Source organism: Salinicola sp. NYA28a (assembly GCF_976982775.1).
Genome location: NZ_OZ334582.1, coordinates 626,487 through 644,854, shown reverse-complemented (window position 1 = coordinate 644,854; position 18,368 = coordinate 626,487). Strand labels below are relative to the sequence as shown.

Sequence of the window (18,368 nt, the reverse complement as noted above, 5' to 3'; positions counted from 1 at the left end):
AGGCCGATATCCCGTTGGACAGGCGATAGACAGGCGCCATCGCCACCCAGCGACGGCCGCCCTGGCGACAACCGACGCTGATAATAATGACTCAGGGGCTTTCGATATGGATCAAACGCTTCTCTCGTTGCTTGCCTTCCTGCCACTGGTGCTGGCGGGGGTTCTGCTGATCGGCTTCCGCATGGCGGCGCGCACGGCGATGCCGATCGTATTCGTCGTCGCGGTACTGATCGCACTGCTGGCCTGGGACATGACCGGCACCCGCGTGCTGGCTTCCACGCTGCAGGGGTTGATCATGACCGTCTCGCTGCTGTGGATCATCTTCGGTGCCATCCTGCTGCTCAACACGCTGAAGCACTCGGGCGGCATCATGGCGATCCGTAACGGCTTCTCCGGCATCAGCCCGGACCGCCGCGTCCAGGCACTGATCGTCGCCTGGCTGTTCGGCTGCTTCATCGAAGGTGCCTCCGGCTTCGGCACCCCCGCCGCCGTGGCCGCCCCGCTGATGGTGGCGCTGGGCTTCCCGGCGCTGGCCGCCGTGGTGGTCGGGATGATGCTGCAGTCGACGCCGGTCTCGTTCGGCGCCGTGGGCACGCCGATCGTGGTCGGTGTCACCGGCGGCGTGAACCAGTCGGCGATCACCGAGCAGCTCACCGCCAACGGCTCGACCTGGGAAACCTATTTCCGCCTGATCACCTCCGAAGTCGTCATCACCCACGGCATCATCGGCGTGTTCATGCCGCTGATCCTGGTCATCGTAATGGTGCGCTTCTTCGGCGAGAACCGCTCCTGGAGCGAAGGACTGTCGATCACGCCGTTCGCGCTGTTCGTCGGTGTCAGCTTCGTGGTGCCCTCGATGCTGGTCGGTGTCTTCCTGGGGCCGGAATTCCCGTCGCTGCTGGGCGGTCTGATCGGCCTGGCGATCGTGGTGCCGGCGGCGCGCAAGGGCTTCCTGCTGCCCAAGGACACCTGGGATTTCCCGGAACGTTCGAAATGGCCGGAAGAGTGGCTGGGCAAGATCGAAATCAAGGTCGACGACGTGGCCGGCCGCGCGCCGATGTCCACCCTGCGTGGCTGGATGCCCTACGTCATCGTCGCCATCCTGCTGGTAATCTCGCGCACCGTGCCTTCGGTCAAGGCGGCGCTGTCATCGATCAGCACCGGCTGGAGCAACATTCTCGGCGAGGCGGGTGTCTCCGGTAGCGTCGAATGGCTCTATCTACCCGGCGGCATCATCCTGATCGCGGTGATCTGCACGATCTTCCTGCATCGTATGCGCGCCCCGCAGGTGAAGGCTGCCTTCGTAGAGTCCTCCAAGACCATCTTCGGTGCTGGCTTCGTGCTGCTGTTCACGATCCCGATGGTGCGAATCCTCATCAACTCCGGCGTCAACGAGTCCGATCTGGTCTCGATGCCAGTCGCCATGGCGCAACTGGTCGCCGACGGCGTGGGCCAGATCTACCCGCTGTTCGCCCCGGCGGTCGGTGCGCTCGGCGCCTTCATCGCCGGCTCCAACACCGTCTCCAACCTGATGCTGTCGGCCTTCCAGTTCAACGTGGCCGAAGTGCTGGGCGTCTCCACCGCGATGATGGTTGCGCTGCAGGCCGTGGGCGCTGCCGCAGGCAACATGATCGCGATCCACAACGTGGTGGCGGCCTCGGCTACCGTCGGCCTGCTCGGCCGGGAAGGCACGACGCTGCGCAAGACGATCCTGCCGACGCTCTACTACTGCCTGTTCGCCGGCATCATCGGCCTGCTGGCGTTCTACGTCTTCGGCTTCACCGACCCGCTCATGGGCGGATGACGAAACAGACGACAGAACGATCGCGACGCCCGGCCATGGCCGGGCGTCGCGTTACCGCACCACTTTGGTCTGACCATTTGCCAACTCGTTGGGCTTTTGGCTAATAGCCGACGCCGACGACCTCCCACAGAATGACCCATCGGTAATCGTGGAAAGCGCTTCCACAAATCGATTCCTGAACCGTACCTGACCGGCCGGCGCCGAGGAGATGCCATGGAACTGCTTTACGACGAGCGCATCGACGGCGAGATCGCCGATGTCGACAAGTCGGCGCTGATGGCGGCGATCCTGGCGGTCGCCCCCCAGTTGACCCTGCTCGATCGCGAAGAGGACCTGCGACCGTTCGAATGCGACGGGCTGTCAGCCTATCGCGTGCTGCCGATGCTGGTCGCCATGCCCGCGACGCTGGCCGAGGTCGAGGCGCTGATGCGGGTCTGCTACGAGCATGCCGTGCCCGTGGTGACGCGTGGCGCCGGCACCGGCCTCTCCGGCGGCGCGCTGCCGCTGGAAAAAGGCGTGCTGCTGGTGATGTCGCGCTTCAACAAAATCCTGAGCGTCGATGCCGACGCCCGCATCGCCCGCGTCCAGCCCGGCGTCCGTAATCTGGCTATCAGCGAGGCAGCCGCACCCTACGGGCTTTACTACGCGCCAGACCCGTCTTCGCAGATCGCCTGCTCGATCGGCGGCAACGTCGCCGAGAACGCCGGCGGCGTCCATTGCCTGAAGTACGGCCTCACCGTCCACAACGTGCTGAGCGTGGATATCGTCACCATCGAAGGCGAGCGCATGACGCTGGGCGGCGAGTCGCTGGACACGCCGGGCTACGACCTGCTGGCGCTGTTCATGGGCTCGGAGGGCATGCTGGGCGTGATCACCGAAGTCACGGTGCGACTGCTGCCCAAGCCGGAAGTCGCCAAAGTGCTGATGGCCTGCTTCGACGACGTCGAGCTGGCCGGCAAGGCGGTGGGCGACATCATCGCTGCCGGCTGCATTCCCGGCGGCCTCGAGATGATGGACAACCTGGCGATTCGTGCCGCCGAAGATTTCATTCACGCCGGCTACCCCGTCGAGGCACAGGCGATCCTGCTGTGCGAGCTCGATGGCGTCGAAGCCGACGTGCAGGCCGACTGCGAGCGGGTTCGCGATCTGCTGGAAGCGGCCGGCGCCACGCAGATCCAGCTCGCCCGCGACGACGCCGAGCGCCAGCTTTTCTGGGCCGGGCGCAAGGCCGCCTTCCCTGCCGTGGGCCGAATGTCGCCGGACTACTACTGCATCGACGGCACCATCCCGCGGCGTGAACTGCCACGCGTGCTCAAGGGCATCAACGACCTTTCCGCGCATTATGGGCTGCGGGTGGCCAACGTCTTTCACGCCGGCGATGGCAACCTGCATCCGCTGATCCTGTTCGACGCCAATCAGCCGGGCGAACTCGAGGCCACGGAGGCGCTCGGCGGCAAGATCCTCGAGCTGTGCGTCGAAGCGGGCGGCAGCATCACCGGCGAGCACGGCGTCGGCCGCGAGAAGCTCAACCAGATGTGTACCCAGTTCGCCGCCGACGAGATCACCCTGTTCCACGCGGTGAAGTCCGCCTTCGACGAGCGCCGGCTACTCAACCCCGGCAAGAACATCCCGACGCTGGCGCGATGCGCGGAGTTCGGCGCCATGCATGTCCACCACGGTGAGCTGCCGCACCCAGAGCTGCCCCGGTTCTAACGATCAAGGGCGAGGAGACGTTCATGACCCACCTGCAGGACCAGCAGCCGGCCTATACCGCGCCGGGCGAAGCCGGGCCCGATGCCCCCGTCGCACCGGCCACCGGCAGCGACGACAGCGAAGCGCTCTGCGAACAGGTCACACGGGCCCACGCCGAGCGGGCCACGCTGCGTATCGTCGGCGGCGACACCAAGGCGTTCTACGGCCGCCGTGTCGATACTACCCAATCGCTTTCCACCACCGGCCATCACGGTATCGTCCACTACGATCCGGTGGAGCTGGTCGCCACCGCGCGCGCCGGCACCCGGCTGCGCGATCTCGAACGGGCGCTCGCCGACAACGGCCAGCGCCTCGCCTTCGAACCGCCCTACTTCGGTGACAACGCCACCGTCGGCGGCATGGTCGCCGCCGGGCTTTCCGGCCCCCGGCGCCCGTGGGTCGGCGCGGTACGCGATTTCGTGCTCGGCGTGCGCGTCATCACCTTCGAGGGCAAGCTGCTGCGCTTCGGCGGCGAGGTGATGAAGAACGTCGCCGGCTACGACCTTTCCCGCTTGATGGTCGGCGCCCAGGGCACGCTCGGCGTGCTGACCGAGGTCTCGTTCAAGGTACTGCCCCTGCCACAGGCAAGCGCCTGCCTGCGACTCGAACTGCCATTGCCCGACGCGCTCGACCGGCTGGCGGCATGGGGGCGCAAGCCGCTGCCGATCACCGGTGCTGCTCATGATGGCGAGGCGCTGCACATACGCCTCGAAGGCGGCGAAGGCTCGGTGTCGGCCACGCGCCAACGCCTCGGCGGCGAATTGGACGAGCCCCTGTTCTGGTCGCAGCTGCGAGAGCTGCGCCTGCCCTTCTTCGACGGCGCTTTCGCCAACGCGGCCGACAGGACGCTATGGCGTCTGTCGTTGCCGGCGCTCGCCCGCACGCCGGCACTCGACGGCGACTGGCTCATCGACTGGGGCGGTGCCCAACGCTGGCTGCAAAGCCCGACGGGAAGCGGCGCGGAGGGGCACCACGACATCGCCATCCGCGAGGCAGCCATCGCGGCCGGCGGCCATGCCACGCGCATCACGCCGGTCGACGACGAGAATTCGCCTTTCACCCCGTTGCCGCCGGTGCTGGCCAAGTATCACCGCCAGCTCAAGCAGCGGCTCGACCCGCAGGGGATCTTCAATCCCGGCCGGCTCTACGCCGACTGGTAGGCCGTTTTACGCCAACTGGCGAGTCCGTTCCACGCCAGGATCGGGCCGTTCATGCGCCAACGTGGCAAGGAGTCATCATGCAGACCCATTTTTCCGAAGCCGCCCGCACCAAGCCGCATATTCTCGAGGCCGACCGCATTCTGCGCACCTGCGTGCATTGCGGCTTCTGCAACGCCACCTGCCCGACCTATCAGCTACTGGGCGACGAGCGCGATGGCCCTCGCGGGCGCATCTACCTGATGAAGGAATTGCTGGAGAGCGACGATGGCGACGAGCAGATCACCCAGGAGACCCAGCTGCACCTCGACCGCTGCCTGAGCTGCCGCAGTTGCGAAACGACCTGCCCTTCCGGCGTCGAATATCACAAGCTGCTGGATATCGGCCGCGCCGAAGTCGACCGCCGGGTCGGGCGCCGCCCCAGCGAGCGCGCCATGCGCCTGGGGTTGCGCACGGCCCTGGTCGAGCCCGGACGCTTCAAGGCGCTGCTGGCCCTGGGCCAGACGTTCCGCCCGCTGGCCCCGCACGACCTGCGCGACAAGATCCCCGCGCGCGTGCCGCATCGCCAGCGCCGCCCGGACCCCGCCCGACACACGCGCCAGATGCTGATTCTGGAAGGCTGCGTGCAGCCCGGCCTGGCGCCCAACACCAACGATGCCGCCGCGCGGGTGCTAGACCGGCTGGGGATTGGTATCAGGTCGGCCCGGGAAGCAGGCTGCTGCGGCGCCATCGATTTTCATCTCAATGCCCAGCAAGCCGGCCGCGAGCGCATGCGCGCCAACATCGATGCCTGGTGGCCGCTGATCGAAAACGGAGGCGAGAGCGGGGAAGCCGGCGTGGAAGCGATCGTCCAGACCGCCAGCGGCTGTGGCGCCTTCGTCAAGGAGTATGGCGAGATGCTGGCCGACGATCCCGAGTACGCCGTCAAGGCCAAGCGCGTCAGCGAGCTCGCCAGGGATCTGGTCGAGATCCTGCGGGAGGAGGATCTGGAAGCGCTGGGCGCGAACCATCCATCGGCGCGGCTGGCGTTTCACTGCCCCTGCACGCTGCAGCATGCGCAGAAGCTGGGGGGCGCCGTCGAAAGCGTGCTCACGCGGCTGGGATTTTCGCTCGCCCCGGTTCAGGATGCGCACCTCTGCTGCGGCTCCGCCGGCACCTACTCCATCACCCAACCGACGCTGGCCAAGCGCCTGCGCGACAACAAGATGGATTCGCTGGAAGCCCAGTCGCCGGATACCATCGTCACTGCCAATATCGGCTGTCAGAGCCACCTCAACGGTGCCGGCCGCACGCCGGTACGCCACTGGATCGAACTGGTGGACGAGCTTCTGGCAACCGCGGAAACCGACCAGAGCGCCATCCCGCCACGGCAGGCCAGCGCAGCGGTTTGAAACACCCTTAGCCACAAAACACAGCCATCATCTTCCCGACAGGAACCCGACCATGCAGACCAAAGCCGCACTCGAACTCAACGACGTCAACGCCATTCTGGATGCCGCGCAGACCGAAGCCGAAGCTCAGGGCTGGGCGGTCACCATTGCCGTCGCCGACGATGGCGGTCATCTGCTCGGCCTGCGCCGGATGGACGGCGCCGCACCGTTCAGCGCCGGCGTCGCCACCGAGAAGGCGCGCAATGCAGCGATCGGCCGCAAGGAGACCCAGGTCTTCGAGGAGATGATCAACAACGGCCGCATCGCCTTCGTGACCGCGCCGATGACCGCACTGCTCTCCGGCGGCGTCCCGGTCATCCACGACGGTCACGTGATCGGCAGCGTCGGCGTCTCCGGCGTCAAGCCGGATCAGGACGTGCAGGTAGCCAAGGCCGGCGTGAAGGCGATCGGTTAACGCTTCCTGGGCGGGCCGCCCTTTCCCCGGCTCGCGGGCTTGCCGCCACGGCCCTTGCCCGCAGGCTTGGCGCCCGCCTTTCCCCTGGCGTCGGGCTTGCCGCCGTTGGCCGCCCGCGCCTTGGATCGAGGCTTCCCGCCGGTACTGTTTTTCGGGCCGGTCTTCGGGCCGGAAGACGCCTTCCCGCCGGCTGCCTTCCTGCCGTTCGAAGCCGGCTTGGGCGTCGACTTGCCCGCCTTGGTCTTGGCTCCGGACCGGGTCGACGGCTGGCTTTTGCCGGCGGATGGCGCCCGTGCCTTGCCGGCGTTCGAACGCGAGCGGGGCTTGGCGGCCGGCTTCTCCGGCGCGCCGTCGGACTGCGCCGTCATAGCGACGATGGTATCGATCTCTTTCGGCGTCAGATCCCGCCAGTCGCCCAGCGCCAGGCCCTTGAGCGAAACGTTCATGATCCGGGTACGAATCAGTTGGGTGACTTCGTAGCCGAAGTATTCGCACATGCGCCGTATCTGGCGATTGAGCCCCTGCACCAGTGTGATGGTGAACACGAACGTCGATTCTCTTCGCACCTGGCAGCGCTTGGTCACCTGACCAAGGATCGGCACGCCGTTCTGCATGCCTTCGACGAATTCATCGGTGATCGGCTTGTCGACCGTCACCCGATACTCTTTCTCGTGCTGGTTGTTGGCGCGCAGAATCTTGTTGACCAGATCGCCGTTGTTGGTCAGGAAGATCAGCCCCTGCGAATCCTTGTCGAGCCGGCCGATCGGAAAGATCCGTGCACCGTGCTTCACGAACTCGACGATGTTGTCCTTCTCGCTGGATTCGGTCGTGCTGACGATCCCCACCGGCTTGTTGAGCGCGATCAGGATCAGGTCTTCCTCTTCCTGAGGCTCGATCTCCTGGCCGTTGACCTTGACCCGATCCCCCGCCACCACCTGATCGCCCGTGGTGGCCCGGCGGCCGTTGATCCACACGTTGCCCTGCTCCACGAAGCGATCGGCTTCGCGGCGAGAACACATCCCGCTTTCGCTGATGTACTTGTTGATGCGGATAGATTTGCGTAACGACATAAAAGACCGTCTAGCCGAAAAGGGATGGGCCGGCATTTCGCCAGCACTGTCGAGCGGACACCGGCCCGTGGAGCCGGAAACGACGCATCCGGGTAGTTTGACGCCTCTTCCCCGGAGTGGAAACCGGTCATTCCCGAAAGGCGACGGGCGACTGCCCGGTGCGCTCAGCGACTTCCCCACCGCCAAGGAGCAGGGCGTGGATGTCGAAGGCATCAACTGGCGTGGTTTCTACCTGCCGCCGAAGCTTTCCGATGAGGACGTGGTCTGGTGGGAAGACGCCCTGCACCAGGTTTACGAAAGCCAGGAGTGGAAGGACGTCATGCAGCAGAACGGGCTGATCCCGTTCGATCGCAGCGGGGCAGAGTTCAAGGCGTACGTGGAGCAGCAAATCGCCGATATCGAGGATGTCTCCAGGGAAGTGGGCCTGATCCAGTAGGTTTGGCCCGACCGGTGAGCGCGGCCCGGCAACACGCCGGGCGGTTCACGGGCGGCCAGCCGCCATGGACAGAAGCGCCAGACAGCCACGCAAAGACAACCGCGCCGGACGACTCGCCCAAGAGCCGTCCGGCGCGTTCGTTCCGTTTTGACGTTCGCTCCGTTTTGACGTTCGTTCCGCTTTGGCGACTGGACTCGATGATGCCTGGCGGCGGTGTCAGACAGTGCGCAGCGAGCGTGGCCACTGCCGCTCGAGGCGCGGCGCGTACTGCGTCAGCAGAGGCACATGGCGATCCCTGACCGCCTGGTTGAATCTCTCGCTGGGCCCGGACAGCGCCAGCGCCCCCATCAACTCGCCCTCGCCGTTGTAGATGCCGATGGCCGCCGCCGACAGGCCGGCCTGTCGCTCCCCGCTCGATACCGCCACCTGACCCCGGGGCGTCTCGTAATTGAGCACGCGGCCAGCCGCGCCGCGTCCCAGTGGCAGCCTGACGCCTTCCTCCAGGTGATGGCGCACTTCCAACCGCCCATTCTCGCGCAGACGGCAGATCCGGTGGTCACCGTCGCGCACGTAGAAGGAGGCGGTCTCCTCGCTGGCATCGCGCAGGGACTCCAGGATCGGCCGCACCAGGTTCTCGAGCTGCGGCCCTTCGCCCGCCAGCGGCGCCAAGCGCGATACCGCCGGGCCGACGCGATAAATGCCTCGCTCGTCACGGGTGACATACCCGAAGTGTTCCAGCGACGCCATCAGCCGCAGGATGGTGCTCTTGTAGAACCCGGTCGCATTGGCCAGTTCGGTCAACGAAAACTCGCGCCGCTCCTGGGAGAACGCCTCGAGCAGGGTCAGCGCTCGCTCGACGGCTTCGACACGCCGCTGGGCCATATGACGCTCCTTTGTTTCTGGTGATCGTAGTTTGGATGACTGGCTAGTCTGGATGACTGATGCAGCTTGAACTAATGGCGAATGTTGCGACAGGCAAAACGGTATTGCAACTCACCCCGGCGAACAATATTCTCTCTAAAAGAATCGGTTTCACCAGGAGGAATAATGTCATCGCCATTGACCGGTTACCGGGTACTCGATCTGACCAACGTGCTGGCCGGGCCATTCTGCTGCCACCAGCTCGCCCATCTCGGCGCCGAGGTAATCAAGGTCGAGCGTCCCCAGGGTGGCGATCTGGCTCGCCAGCTCGGCGCGGATCCCGCTCTCAACCAGGACCTGATGGGGGTATCCTTTCTCGCCCAGAATGCCGGCAAGCGCTCGGTGGCGCTGGATCTCAAGCAGCCGGACGATCGCGACGCCTTTCTCGAACTGGTGGCGACCGCCGATGTCGTGGTGGAGAACTTCCGCCCCGGCGTCATGCAGCGTCTCGGGCTCGGCTTCGAGACGTTGCGCCAGGCCAATCCCGAGCTGGTCTACTGCGCGATTTCCGGCTTCGGCCAGGACGGCCCGCTGGCGAACTATCCGGCCTACGACCAGATCATCCAGGGCATGGCGGGTGTGATGAGCATTACCGGCGCACCGGAAAACGCGCCCTATCGGGTCGGCTATCCACTGGCCGACACCGTCGGCGGGCTGACCGCGGCGATGGCGATCAACGCGGCTCTGGCCGAACGGCCGCGCAAGGCGCATTTCGTCGACATCTCGATGCTCGAATCCGTGCTCGCCACCATGGGCTGGGCGGTATCCAACCTGCTCGTCGCCGGCAAGCCGCCGCAGCCGCTGGGCAACGACAACGTCACCGCCAGCCCGTCCGGCACCTTCGCGACTGCCGATGGCCTGATCAACATCGCCGCCAACAAGCAGGAGCAGTTCGAGGCGATCTGCCACCTGCTCGAACATCCGGAATGGCTGGCCGATGACCGCTTCGCCCAGCGCCAGGCGCGCCTGGACAATCGCAAGGCGCTGAGCGACTGCATCGAAGCGGTGCTGAAACAGGAAACGACCGAATACTGGTGGCCAAGGCTGGTCGACGCCGGCATTCCCGCCGGCCCTGTCTATAGCGTCGCCGAAGCGCTGGCACACCCGCAGGTTCGTGATCGTGGTCTGATCGAGCGTTTCGACAACTCCCCTATCGGCCGGCCGCTGGAAGTGGTCAGCGGCGGCTATCGCTTCGATGGACAGGCGCCCCGCGTCGCCTCCCCCCCGCCGCGCCTGGGTCAGGACAACGCCACCTTGCTACCGGCGCACGCCGCCAACGACGAATAAAACCGGAGATATCCCATGACCGATACTCACACGCCCGAATACCAGGCCCAGCAGTGGTGGAAGACCGACATCATCGACATGCGCCCCGGCGAGATCCGTTATCGCGGCTATCCCATCGAGGAGCTGGTCGGCAACGTCGGCTTCGCCGACATGGTGTGGCTGATGACCTGCGGCGAGCTGCCCACCCGGCCGCAATCCAACCTACTGGAAGCGGCGCTGATGAGTGCCGTCGACCACGGCCCCCAGGCACCGAGCATCGCCATCGCGCGGATGGCGGTAACCTGCGGCAGCAGTCTCAACAACGCCATGGCCTCCGCCGTCAACGTGCTCGATGACGTTCACGGCGGCGCTGGCGAACAGGCCGTCGAACTGTATCGGTCGATTCAGGAGCACCAGGCCGGCGGAGCGGATCTGGCGACCGCCGTTCAGGAAGGCATCGCCGAATGGCAACGCAGCCGGACGAAGATCATCCCCGGCTTCGGCCATCGCTTCCATCCCGTCGATCCTCGCGGACCGCGACTGCTGCAACTGGTGGAAGAAGCCGCCGGACGCGGCGAGGTCGAAGGCGGCTTCGTCGCCATCGCCCGCGAGGTCGAGCGTCAGCTCATCGCCATGAAGGGCAAGCCGATCCCGCTCAACATCGACGGCGCCACCGCCGTGATCTACGCCGAACTGGGCTTCCCCGCCCCGCTGGCACGCGGCCTGTTCTGTCTCTCGCGCTCGGTCGGCATTCTCGCCCACGCCTGGGAGCAGCAGTGCCAGGGCGGCCGCAACAAGGGCCCGATGCCCAAGGGCTGGCTATGGCCCTACGGCGGCCCGGCCAAGCGTCCGGTACCGGAGCGGGCGTAGCCACACGTAGCCATATTACCCACTCCCCGCTCGGGAGCGCTCAGACCTCGTGAAACTCGCGTCCGGCCTTGGTCTCTGCAATGACTCCCGTGCGAATCACGAAGTCGCCGAAGGGCTCGCCCTCCTCGCGCTCGGCGGCGTAGCGCTGGATCAGCGGTGTCAGTGCCTCGAGGATGGTCGCTTCATTGATGTTCTCGCGGTAGAGCTTGTTCAGCCGTTGGCCGCTGAAGCCGCCGCCGAGGTAGAGGTTGTAGTGCCCCGGCGCCTTGCCGACGAAGCCGATCTCGGCGAGATACGGTCGCGCGCAGCCGTTGGGGCAACCGGTCATGCGGACGATGATCGCATCGTCGGCCAGCCCCGCTTCGCGCATCACGGCTTCGAGCTTGTCGATCAGCGAGGGCAGGTAACGCTCGCTTTCCGCCATCGCCAGCCCGCAGGTCGGGAATGCCACGCAGGCCATGGCGTTGCGCCGTAGTGGTGAGGTTTCCGCGACCAGCCGATGGCGATCCAGCAGCGCGTCGATGGCTTCGCGGCGGGACTCGTCGACCTGGGTGATGATCACGTTCTGATTGGTGGTGAGCACCAGATCGCCGTCATGCTGTTCGGCGATCTCCCTCAGGCCGGTTCGCAGCTGCGGGCCATCCGGGAAGTCGGCAAGGCGCCCGTTCTGGACGAACAGGCCATAGTGCCAGCGGCCGTCGTCGCCCTGCACCCAGCCCAGCCGATCGCCGTTATCGTCGAAGTGATAATCGCGCGCCGGTGCCAGTGCCTCGCCCAGGTGCTGTTCCACCTCGGCCTTGAACGCCTCGAGTCCCATCTCTTCGACGGTATATTTCAAGCGTGCCTGCTTGCGGTCGCGGCGATTGCCGTTGTCGCGCTGCACCAGCATGATCGCCTCGGCCACGGCGGGCACCGCTTCCGGCGTGCAGTAGCCGATGGGATCGGAAAGACGCGGGAAGGTCGTCGGCTCGCCATGGGTCATGCCCATGCCGCCGCCGATACAGACGGTAAAGCCGTGAAGCTCTCCGTCGACCACGTCGGCGATGAAACCAACGTCGTGGGCGAACAGATCGACGTCGTTCTCCGGCGGGATCGCCAGCGCCACCTTGAACTTGCGCGGCAGGTAATGGCGGGTGTAGAGCGGCTCCTTGGGATCGAGCGTCGGCGATTCACTCTCTGCCGCCGCATCCGTGCGCTCCTCGGCGCCGCCGGCCACGCGCTCCTCACCCAGAAAGATCTCGTGATAGGCCCGGGTGCGAGGCAGCAGGCGAGTGCTGATCTCGTGACTCAGCTCGTAGACCCGGCGATGCACCGCCGAGCGATACGGGTTGGCGGTGCAGATCACGTTGCGATTGACGTCGCCACAGGCGGCGATGGTGTCCACCATGGCCTGATGGATCGTCTGCAAGTGTGGGCGCAGGTTCTCCTTGAGCACGCCGTGATACTGGAACGTCTGGCGGGTCGTGATCCGCAGCGTGCCGTTGGCGTAGCGTGAAGCGACGTCATCGAGAGTCCGCCACTGCTCGGGCGTGACCAACCCGCCGGGCAGGCGCAACCGCACCATGAAGCTGTAGAGCGGTTCGAGCTTCTGATGCCGGCGCTCGTCGCGCAGGTCGCGGTCGTCCTGCTGGTAGAAGCCGTGAAACTTGGTCAGCTGGGTATCGTCCTCGGCAACGGCGCCAGTGGCGCGATCCGCCAGCCCTTCCTCGAGCGTGCCCCGCAGGTAATCGCTTTCCACCTTGAGCCGCTCGTTGGGATGCAGCTCATCCCAGTGTACGTCACGCAGTTTGGCGATGATGTCCATGTCGGCCTCCTCTACTGGAGCTAGATGTCGTATCTATTTGGTCGTCGTACCGCAATCGCCAGAAAACTGATCGAACGAAGGCCAGACTAGGCAAAAATCGGCACTCATGCGGAGTTAACGTGGTTGTCAATGAGCATCGAGGGCCGATTTTTAACGACGTATGGGCGAGTGCAGACAGTTTTCTAATAGATGTCGCGCTGATAACGCTTCTCCTGCTGCATCTGACGCAAATAATCATCGGCGCCGGCTTCGCCATGCCCGCCCTGCTCGCGGATGACATCGCGCAGTGCCTGATGCACGTCCGGCGCCATGAATTCGGCATCGCCGCAGACGTAGACATACGCGCCCGCTTCCAGCCAGGCGTAGAGCGTTTCCGCCTGCTCGCGCAGCCGGTCCTGAACGTAGACTTTCTCGGGCTGATCGCGGGAAAAGGCGACGTCGAGCCGCGTGAGCAGCCCATGCTGGCGCCATTTGAGCCACTCCGCCTGATACAGGAAATCGCTGCGGAAATGACGGTCGCCGAAGAACAGCCAGTTATCGCCGCTGGCGCCACGCTCCTCCCGCTCCTGCAGGAAGGCGCGAAACGGGGCGACGCCGGTGCCGGGGCCGATCATGATCAGCGGCGCGTCGTCATCGTCGGGCAGCTTGAACTGCTTGTTGCGGTCGATGTAGATCGGCACACGGTCGCCGGGCTCGATTTGGTCCGCCAGGTAATTCGTGGTCACGCCGTTGCGGGATCGCCCGTGGGTGGCGTAGCGCACCACGGCAACGGTGAGATGCACTTCGTCCGGAGCCGCGGCCTGGCTCGAGGCGATGGAGTAGAGGCGTGGCGGCAACTTGCGCAGCGCTGCCGAGAACTGGGCGGCATCGATGCCATCCACCGGGAACTGTTCGATCACGTCGATGATATGGCGCCCCTGCAGCCAGTCGCGCAACTCGTCGCGGGCCTCTTCACTCAGCAACCGGCGCAGTTCCGGCGCCTGCGACCATTCGGCCCACTGCTGCAGGAACGGCCGCGTGAGCGTGGTCACCTCGAAGTCCGTCAGCAGCGCGTCGCGCAGCACACGCCCTTCCTCCAGCGGCGATTCGGCATCGAGCTTGAGCATCTCGATCAGCTCGTCGACGTGGGCGGGATCGTTCTGCGGCACCACACCGACGGCATCGCCCGGCAGGTATTCGAGCCCGGAGTCTTCCAGCGACAGCTCGAGATGCAGCGTCTGCTTGTCCGAGCCGCGGCCGTTGAGCGGCTGGCTGGTCAGCACCTCGGCCATGAACGGATGCTTCTTGGAATAGCGCGGCTGGGCACTCTGCGACATGCCGGCGTCAGCGGCCTGGGCCGGGGGCGGCGTGGCGAGATCGCCGGCCAGCGACTCGAGCACCTGGTCGATCCAGGCCTCGGCCTTCTCTTCGTAGTCCACGTCGCAATCGGTCCGCTCGAGGATCGCCTCGCCCCCGAGTTCGGCAAGCCGGGCGTCAAACTCCTTCGCCGTGTGACAGAAGTGTTCATAACTGGCATCACCCAGCCCCAGCACGGCGAAACGCAGCCCCGCCAGTTTCGGCGCCTTGCGGCCCATCATCAGCTCGTGGAATTCGAGCGCCGGATCGGGCGGGTCGCCGTCGCCCTGGGTACTGACGACGACCAGCAGCCGCTCGACCGCCTTCAAGGTCTTCTTGCCGGCGTCCGCCATGCTCGCCAGCGTGACGTCGAATCCCTGGGCGCGGGCACGCTCGGCGGCCAGTTCGGCCACTCCTTCGGCATTGCCGGTCTGGCTGCCGTAGAGCACGGTCAGCGCTGCGGAAGGCGTTGGCGCCGTCTGCGCATTGCCGGCCTGGGGCGCCCCTGCGGACTGGGCGTTGAGGCCGGCCAGATATCCGCTCAACCACTGGCGCTGGGCGGCATCCAGATCCGCCAGCGCCTGCTGCACGCGTCTGGCCTGATCGGCATTCAGGGGGCTGTTGGTGTCGGTCAGCAAGTTCGGAGCCATCCACGACCTCTCGGCACTCGGTATCGATATATCGATGGTCAAAAAAGAAAGTAACTATTCAGGTGGCTGCGGATGGCATGTCGCCAACCACCTGATTTTTTTGGCATAGTGTGCCTGATCCTTCGGCACGTCTATGCGGTGACATGACCATCAGCGATATCAACGTCGACGAGGCCCTGGAACGGGTCCGGCAGCAGCTCAAGGAAGACCACACGGTCTCGCCTTCCTTGCGTGCTGCCATCGACGTGCTGATGCTGCTGGTCAAGCTGATGGCCGACCGACTGGCCACCAGCAGCCGCAACAGCAGCAAGCCGCCGTCACAAGACCCCAACCGCCAACGCCGTTCCCGGGCCAAGGGCGAGCGTCGCCCTGGCGGGCAACCGGGTCACGAAGGCAAGACGCTGGCGCCGGTCACCGATCCCGACGAGATCGTGTCGTTGCGCGTCGATCGCCGCACCTTGCCCAAAGGGCGCACCTATCGCTCGGTCGGCATCGAAACGCGCCAGGTGCAAGACATCGTGATCCAGGCCGTCGTCACCGAGTATCGCGCCGAGGTGCTGGAGGACGATCTCGGGCGGCGCCATGTGGCGCCGTTTCCCGACGGCGTGACCCGCCCGATCCAGTATGGCCCACGTCTCAAGGCGCATGTCGTCTATCTCTCGCAGTATCAGTTGCTGCCCTATGCCCGCATCCAGGCGCTGCTGGCCTCACAGTGCGATCTATCGCTGAGCACCGGCACGCTGTTCGCCTTCAATCAAGAGGCCTATCAGCGCGCCGAGGCGTTTGCCGAGTGGGCGATCCCGGCGCTGAGGCAAGCCGCGACCGTGCATGCCGACGAGACCGGGATGCAGGTCGGCGGCAAGCGCTACTGGCTGCACAGCGCCTCGAATGACGCCCTGACCTACTTGGCGCCTCACGCCAAGCGAGGTCAGGAGGCCATGGATGCCATCGGCATCCTGCCCTATGTCCAGGGGGTGCTGGTGCATGATCACTGGAAGCCTTACTACCGCTACGCGGATTGCCGCCACGCACTTTGCAACGCCCATCACCTGCGTGAATTGACTGCGGCCTGGGAAAATGACCACCAAAAGTGGGCCAAGGCGCTGCATGATCTGCTGCTGGAGATGCATCAGGCCGTTGACGCTGCCGGTGGCACGCTCTCGCCCGAAGAGGCGCAACGCTGGCGAGTCCGCTATCGGCAGTGCCTGACAGAGGGTGAGACCGAGTGTCCGCCACCGATCCCACCACCACCGGGAAAGCGCGGTCGTGCCAAACGTACCAAGGCACGTAACCTGCTCGAACGTCTCCAGGCGTACGAGGACGATGTGCTGCGTTTCCTCGACGACCCCGCCGCGCCCTTCACCAATAACCAAGGGGAGCGTGACCTGCGGATGACCAAGGTCCAGCAGAAGATTTCAGGCTGTTTCCGCTCCTGGGAAGGTGCCGAGATCTTCTGCCGGATGCGCAGCTTCCTCTCGACGGCGGTCAAGCAGGGCCTGGCAGCGCACACCGCACTAGAACAGTTGTTTGCCGGTGAAGTGCCCGAATTCATGCGTCGGGACGGCCTGGATCAGGCAGCGTGACCTGAATAGTTACATAGCTTTTAACTGTCATCATCAACTTGCCCGATGATTGTAGACGACCGGTCTAGTTTCAGGGTAAGATACAAACCATGACTAATGCCACGAACGACGTCCGCCAACATATCCTCGATACCGCCCGGATCATTATCGCGGGAAAGGGCTTCAGCGCCGTGGGCCTGAACGAGGTTCTCCAGGCTTCCGGCGTGCCGAAGGGTTCCTTCTACCATTACTTCGGCTCCAAGGAGGTCTTTGGCGAAGCGCTGCTGGAGGATTACTTCGCCGATTACCTGGCTTCGCTCGATAATCTGCTGAGTCGTCCTGATCTTTCCGCAGCACAGCGACTGATCGCCTATTTCGAGTACTGGCTGGAGACCCAGGCAGCCTGTGACCCGAAGGGCAAGTGTCTGGCGGTCAAGCTGGCTGCGGAGGTCAGCGACCTCTCCGAGGCGATGCGTTTAGTTCTTGAACAGGGCACCACGCGAGTGATCGCGCGTTTGGCCAGCGCCATCGAGGATGGCGCCAGCGACGGCTCGCTTCCGGTTGAGCTGGATGCCAGCACAACGGCGAACACGTTGTACCAGTTGTGGCTGGGCGCGAGCCTGCGCGCCAAGCTCACGCGCGACCGTGTACCCATGGAGGCCGCGCTGGCTGCTACGCAGGGCCTGCTAGGCCTGTCTTCTCATCTTCGACGCTGCGCCTGACAGACAGAAAAAAGTCCTCGTAGCTTTTTTTTTTGCCCAAACTGTATACGACCGGTCTAATTCAATCAGATGACAAACTTTGCTTCCACGCACGCACATGAGTCCGTTTCGGCCGTCCTTTTCAGGAGTCAGCGATGACCACTGCGATCCTGCAAACCCGCATCGTACTTGCCTCACGCCCCTCGGGTGAGCCGACGCCAGACGACTTCCGGCTGGAACAGGAATCGCTGCCTGAGCCAGGCAAGGGCCAGCTCCTGCTGCGCACGCTGTACCTCTCGCTCGACCCGTATATGCGGGGGCGAATGAGCGATGCTCCGTCCTATGCTCCACCCGTAGCGCTAGGCGAGGTGATGACCGGCGGCGCGGTGAGCCGGGTGGAGGTTTCGCACGACCCGGCATTCAAGGTTGGCGACCTGGTCGTCGGCGACACGGGTTGGCAGAGCCATACGCTTTCCGACGGTCGTGGACTGGTCGTGCTCGATTCCCGGACCACGAATCCTTCGCTGGCGCTGAGCGTGCTCGGCATGCCCGGCTTCACCGCCTACCACGGCCTGCTGAACATCGGCCGGCCGCAGCCGGGCGAGACTGTGGTCGTCGCCTCCGCCATCGGCGCGGTCGGCTCGGTAGTTGGGCAGCTTGCCCGGCTAAAGGGCGCGCGCGCCATCGGCATCGCCGGCGGGCCGGAAAAATGCCGCTACGCGCGCGAAGCGTTCGGCTTCGATGTCTGCCTCGACCACCGCGCGCCCGACTTTGCCGAACAACTGGCTACCGCGACGCCGCAGGGTATCGACGTCTACTACGAGAACGTCGGCGGCACGGTGCTCGACACCGTGCTGCCGCGACTGAACGTCGGCGCCCGCGTGCCGGTGTGCGGGCTGATCGCCCACTACAACGACACCGACCTGCCACCTGGCCCGGACCGCATGCCGATGATGCTGGGGCTGGTTCTGCGCAAGCGCCTGCTGCTGCAGGGTTTCATCATCGGCGACCACTACGCCGACGGTTTCGCGGCGTTTCAGCGCGACATGGGCGCATGGGTCGCCGAGGGCAAGGTCTCGGTCCGCGAAGACTTCGTCGAGGGCCTGGAACATGCGCCCCAGGCGCTGATCGACCTGCTCGCCGGCAGGCACTTCGGCAAGGTCGTGGTACGAGTCGGCACCCCCTGAGTCTTTCA

The 18,368-nt window shown here is 65.2% G+C and carries 15 protein-coding genes; 11 read left to right on the top strand and 4 right to left on the bottom strand.

Annotated features, from left to right (window positions below):
* Window positions 1–106 precede the first annotated feature (106 nt).
* The 5 genes from ACWHY3_RS03075 (at window position 107) to ACWHY3_RS03055 (ending at window position 6,558) form a co-directional block, all read left to right on the top strand.
* A complete protein-coding gene (locus ACWHY3_RS03075) occupies window positions 107–1,804 on the top strand; it encodes an L-lactate permease (RefSeq protein ID WP_332780175.1) in 1,698 nt (565 codons plus the stop codon).
* Between the two features lie 213 nt (window positions 1,805–2,017).
* Window positions 2,018–3,517 (top strand): glycolate oxidase subunit GlcD, encoded by a 1,500-nt coding sequence (gene glcD / locus ACWHY3_RS03070; protein WP_087717553.1) that lies wholly within the window; start codon window positions 2,018–2,020, stop codon window positions 3,515–3,517.
* A 23-nt stretch (window positions 3,518–3,540) separates the two neighbouring features.
* Window positions 3,541–4,716, top strand: a complete 1,176-nt coding sequence (glcE, locus tag ACWHY3_RS03065; protein WP_448127537.1) for a glycolate oxidase subunit GlcE — start codon at window positions 3,541–3,543, stop codon at window positions 4,714–4,716.
* Between the two features lie 77 nt (window positions 4,717–4,793).
* Window positions 4,794–6,104: a glycolate oxidase subunit GlcF gene (gene glcF / locus ACWHY3_RS03060; RefSeq protein WP_087717551.1), complete on the top strand. Its 1,311-nt coding sequence runs from the start codon at window positions 4,794–4,796 to the stop codon at window positions 6,102–6,104.
* A gap of 52 nt (window positions 6,105–6,156) precedes the next feature.
* Window positions 6,157–6,558, top strand: coding sequence for a GlcG/HbpS family heme-binding protein (locus ACWHY3_RS03055; RefSeq protein WP_087717550.1), 402 nt, complete (start codon window positions 6,157–6,159; stop codon window positions 6,556–6,558).
* On the opposite strand, the gene rluF is transcribed toward ACWHY3_RS03055, so the two are convergent.
* Window positions 6,555–7,628: a 23S rRNA pseudouridine(2604) synthase RluF gene (rluF, locus tag ACWHY3_RS03050; protein WP_448127536.1), complete on the bottom strand. Its 1,074-nt coding sequence runs from the start codon at window positions 7,626–7,628 to the stop codon at window positions 6,555–6,557. The two genes, ACWHY3_RS03055 and rluF, sit on opposite strands and share 4 nt — an antisense overlap.
* Window positions 7,629–7,695: 67 nt before the next feature.
* On the opposite strand from rluF, the gene ACWHY3_RS03045 reads away from it, so the two are divergent.
* Entirely contained in the window at window positions 7,696–8,064 is a 369-nt protein-coding gene (locus tag ACWHY3_RS03045; protein ID WP_448127535.1) for a hypothetical protein, read from the top strand.
* A 216-nt stretch (window positions 8,065–8,280) separates the two neighbouring features.
* Here the strand turns inward: ACWHY3_RS03045 and ACWHY3_RS03040 are convergent, their stop codons facing one another.
* Entirely contained in the window at window positions 8,281–8,946 is a 666-nt protein-coding gene (locus ACWHY3_RS03040; protein WP_303855928.1) for an IclR family transcriptional regulator, read from the bottom strand.
* A 165-nt stretch (window positions 8,947–9,111) separates the two neighbouring features.
* Here ACWHY3_RS03040 and ACWHY3_RS03035 point away from each other — a divergent pair, with 165 nt between their 5' ends.
* Window positions 9,112–10,272 carry a CaiB/BaiF CoA transferase family protein gene (locus tag ACWHY3_RS03035; protein WP_303855926.1) on the top strand — a complete coding sequence of 387 codons (1,161 nt, stop codon included), beginning with the start codon at window positions 9,112–9,114 and terminating at the stop codon, window positions 10,270–10,272.
* Window positions 10,273–10,287: 15 nt separating this feature from the next.
* Window positions 10,288–11,121 (top strand): citryl-CoA lyase, encoded by an 834-nt coding sequence (locus ACWHY3_RS03030; RefSeq protein WP_087717545.1) that lies wholly within the window; start codon window positions 10,288–10,290, stop codon window positions 11,119–11,121.
* A 40-nt stretch (window positions 11,122–11,161) separates the two neighbouring features.
* Here ACWHY3_RS03030 and ACWHY3_RS03025 read toward each other — a convergent pair whose 3' ends face one another.
* Both ACWHY3_RS03025 and ACWHY3_RS03020 read right to left on the bottom strand, forming a co-directional pair.
* Window positions 11,162–12,925 carry an NADPH-dependent assimilatory sulfite reductase hemoprotein subunit gene (locus tag ACWHY3_RS03025; RefSeq protein ID WP_448127534.1) on the bottom strand — a complete coding sequence of 588 codons (1,764 nt, stop codon included), beginning with the start codon at window positions 12,923–12,925 and terminating at the stop codon, window positions 11,162–11,164.
* Between the two features lie 182 nt (window positions 12,926–13,107).
* Entirely contained in the window at window positions 13,108–14,910 is a 1,803-nt protein-coding gene (locus ACWHY3_RS03020) for an assimilatory sulfite reductase (NADPH) flavoprotein subunit (protein ID WP_087717543.1), read from the bottom strand.
* Window positions 14,911–15,053: 143 nt separating this feature from the next.
* Between ACWHY3_RS03020 and tnpC the strand changes: the two genes are divergently transcribed.
* The 3 genes from tnpC (at window position 15,054) to ACWHY3_RS03005 (ending at window position 18,360) form a co-directional block, all read left to right on the top strand.
* The gene (gene tnpC / locus ACWHY3_RS03015; RefSeq protein ID WP_023004967.1) at window positions 15,054–16,493 is read left to right on the top strand and encodes an IS66 family transposase; all 1,440 of its coding nucleotides are present in this window, start codon (window positions 15,054–15,056) and stop codon (window positions 16,491–16,493) included.
* A gap of 89 nt (window positions 16,494–16,582) precedes the next feature.
* Window positions 16,583–17,194 (top strand): TetR/AcrR family transcriptional regulator, encoded by a 612-nt coding sequence (locus ACWHY3_RS03010; protein ID WP_023007043.1) that lies wholly within the window; start codon window positions 16,583–16,585, stop codon window positions 17,192–17,194.
* Window positions 17,195–17,328: 134 nt separating this feature from the next.
* Entirely contained in the window at window positions 17,329–18,360 is a 1,032-nt protein-coding gene (locus tag ACWHY3_RS03005; protein WP_023007044.1) for an NADP-dependent oxidoreductase, read from the top strand.
* Window positions 18,361–18,368: the final 8 nt, after the last annotated feature.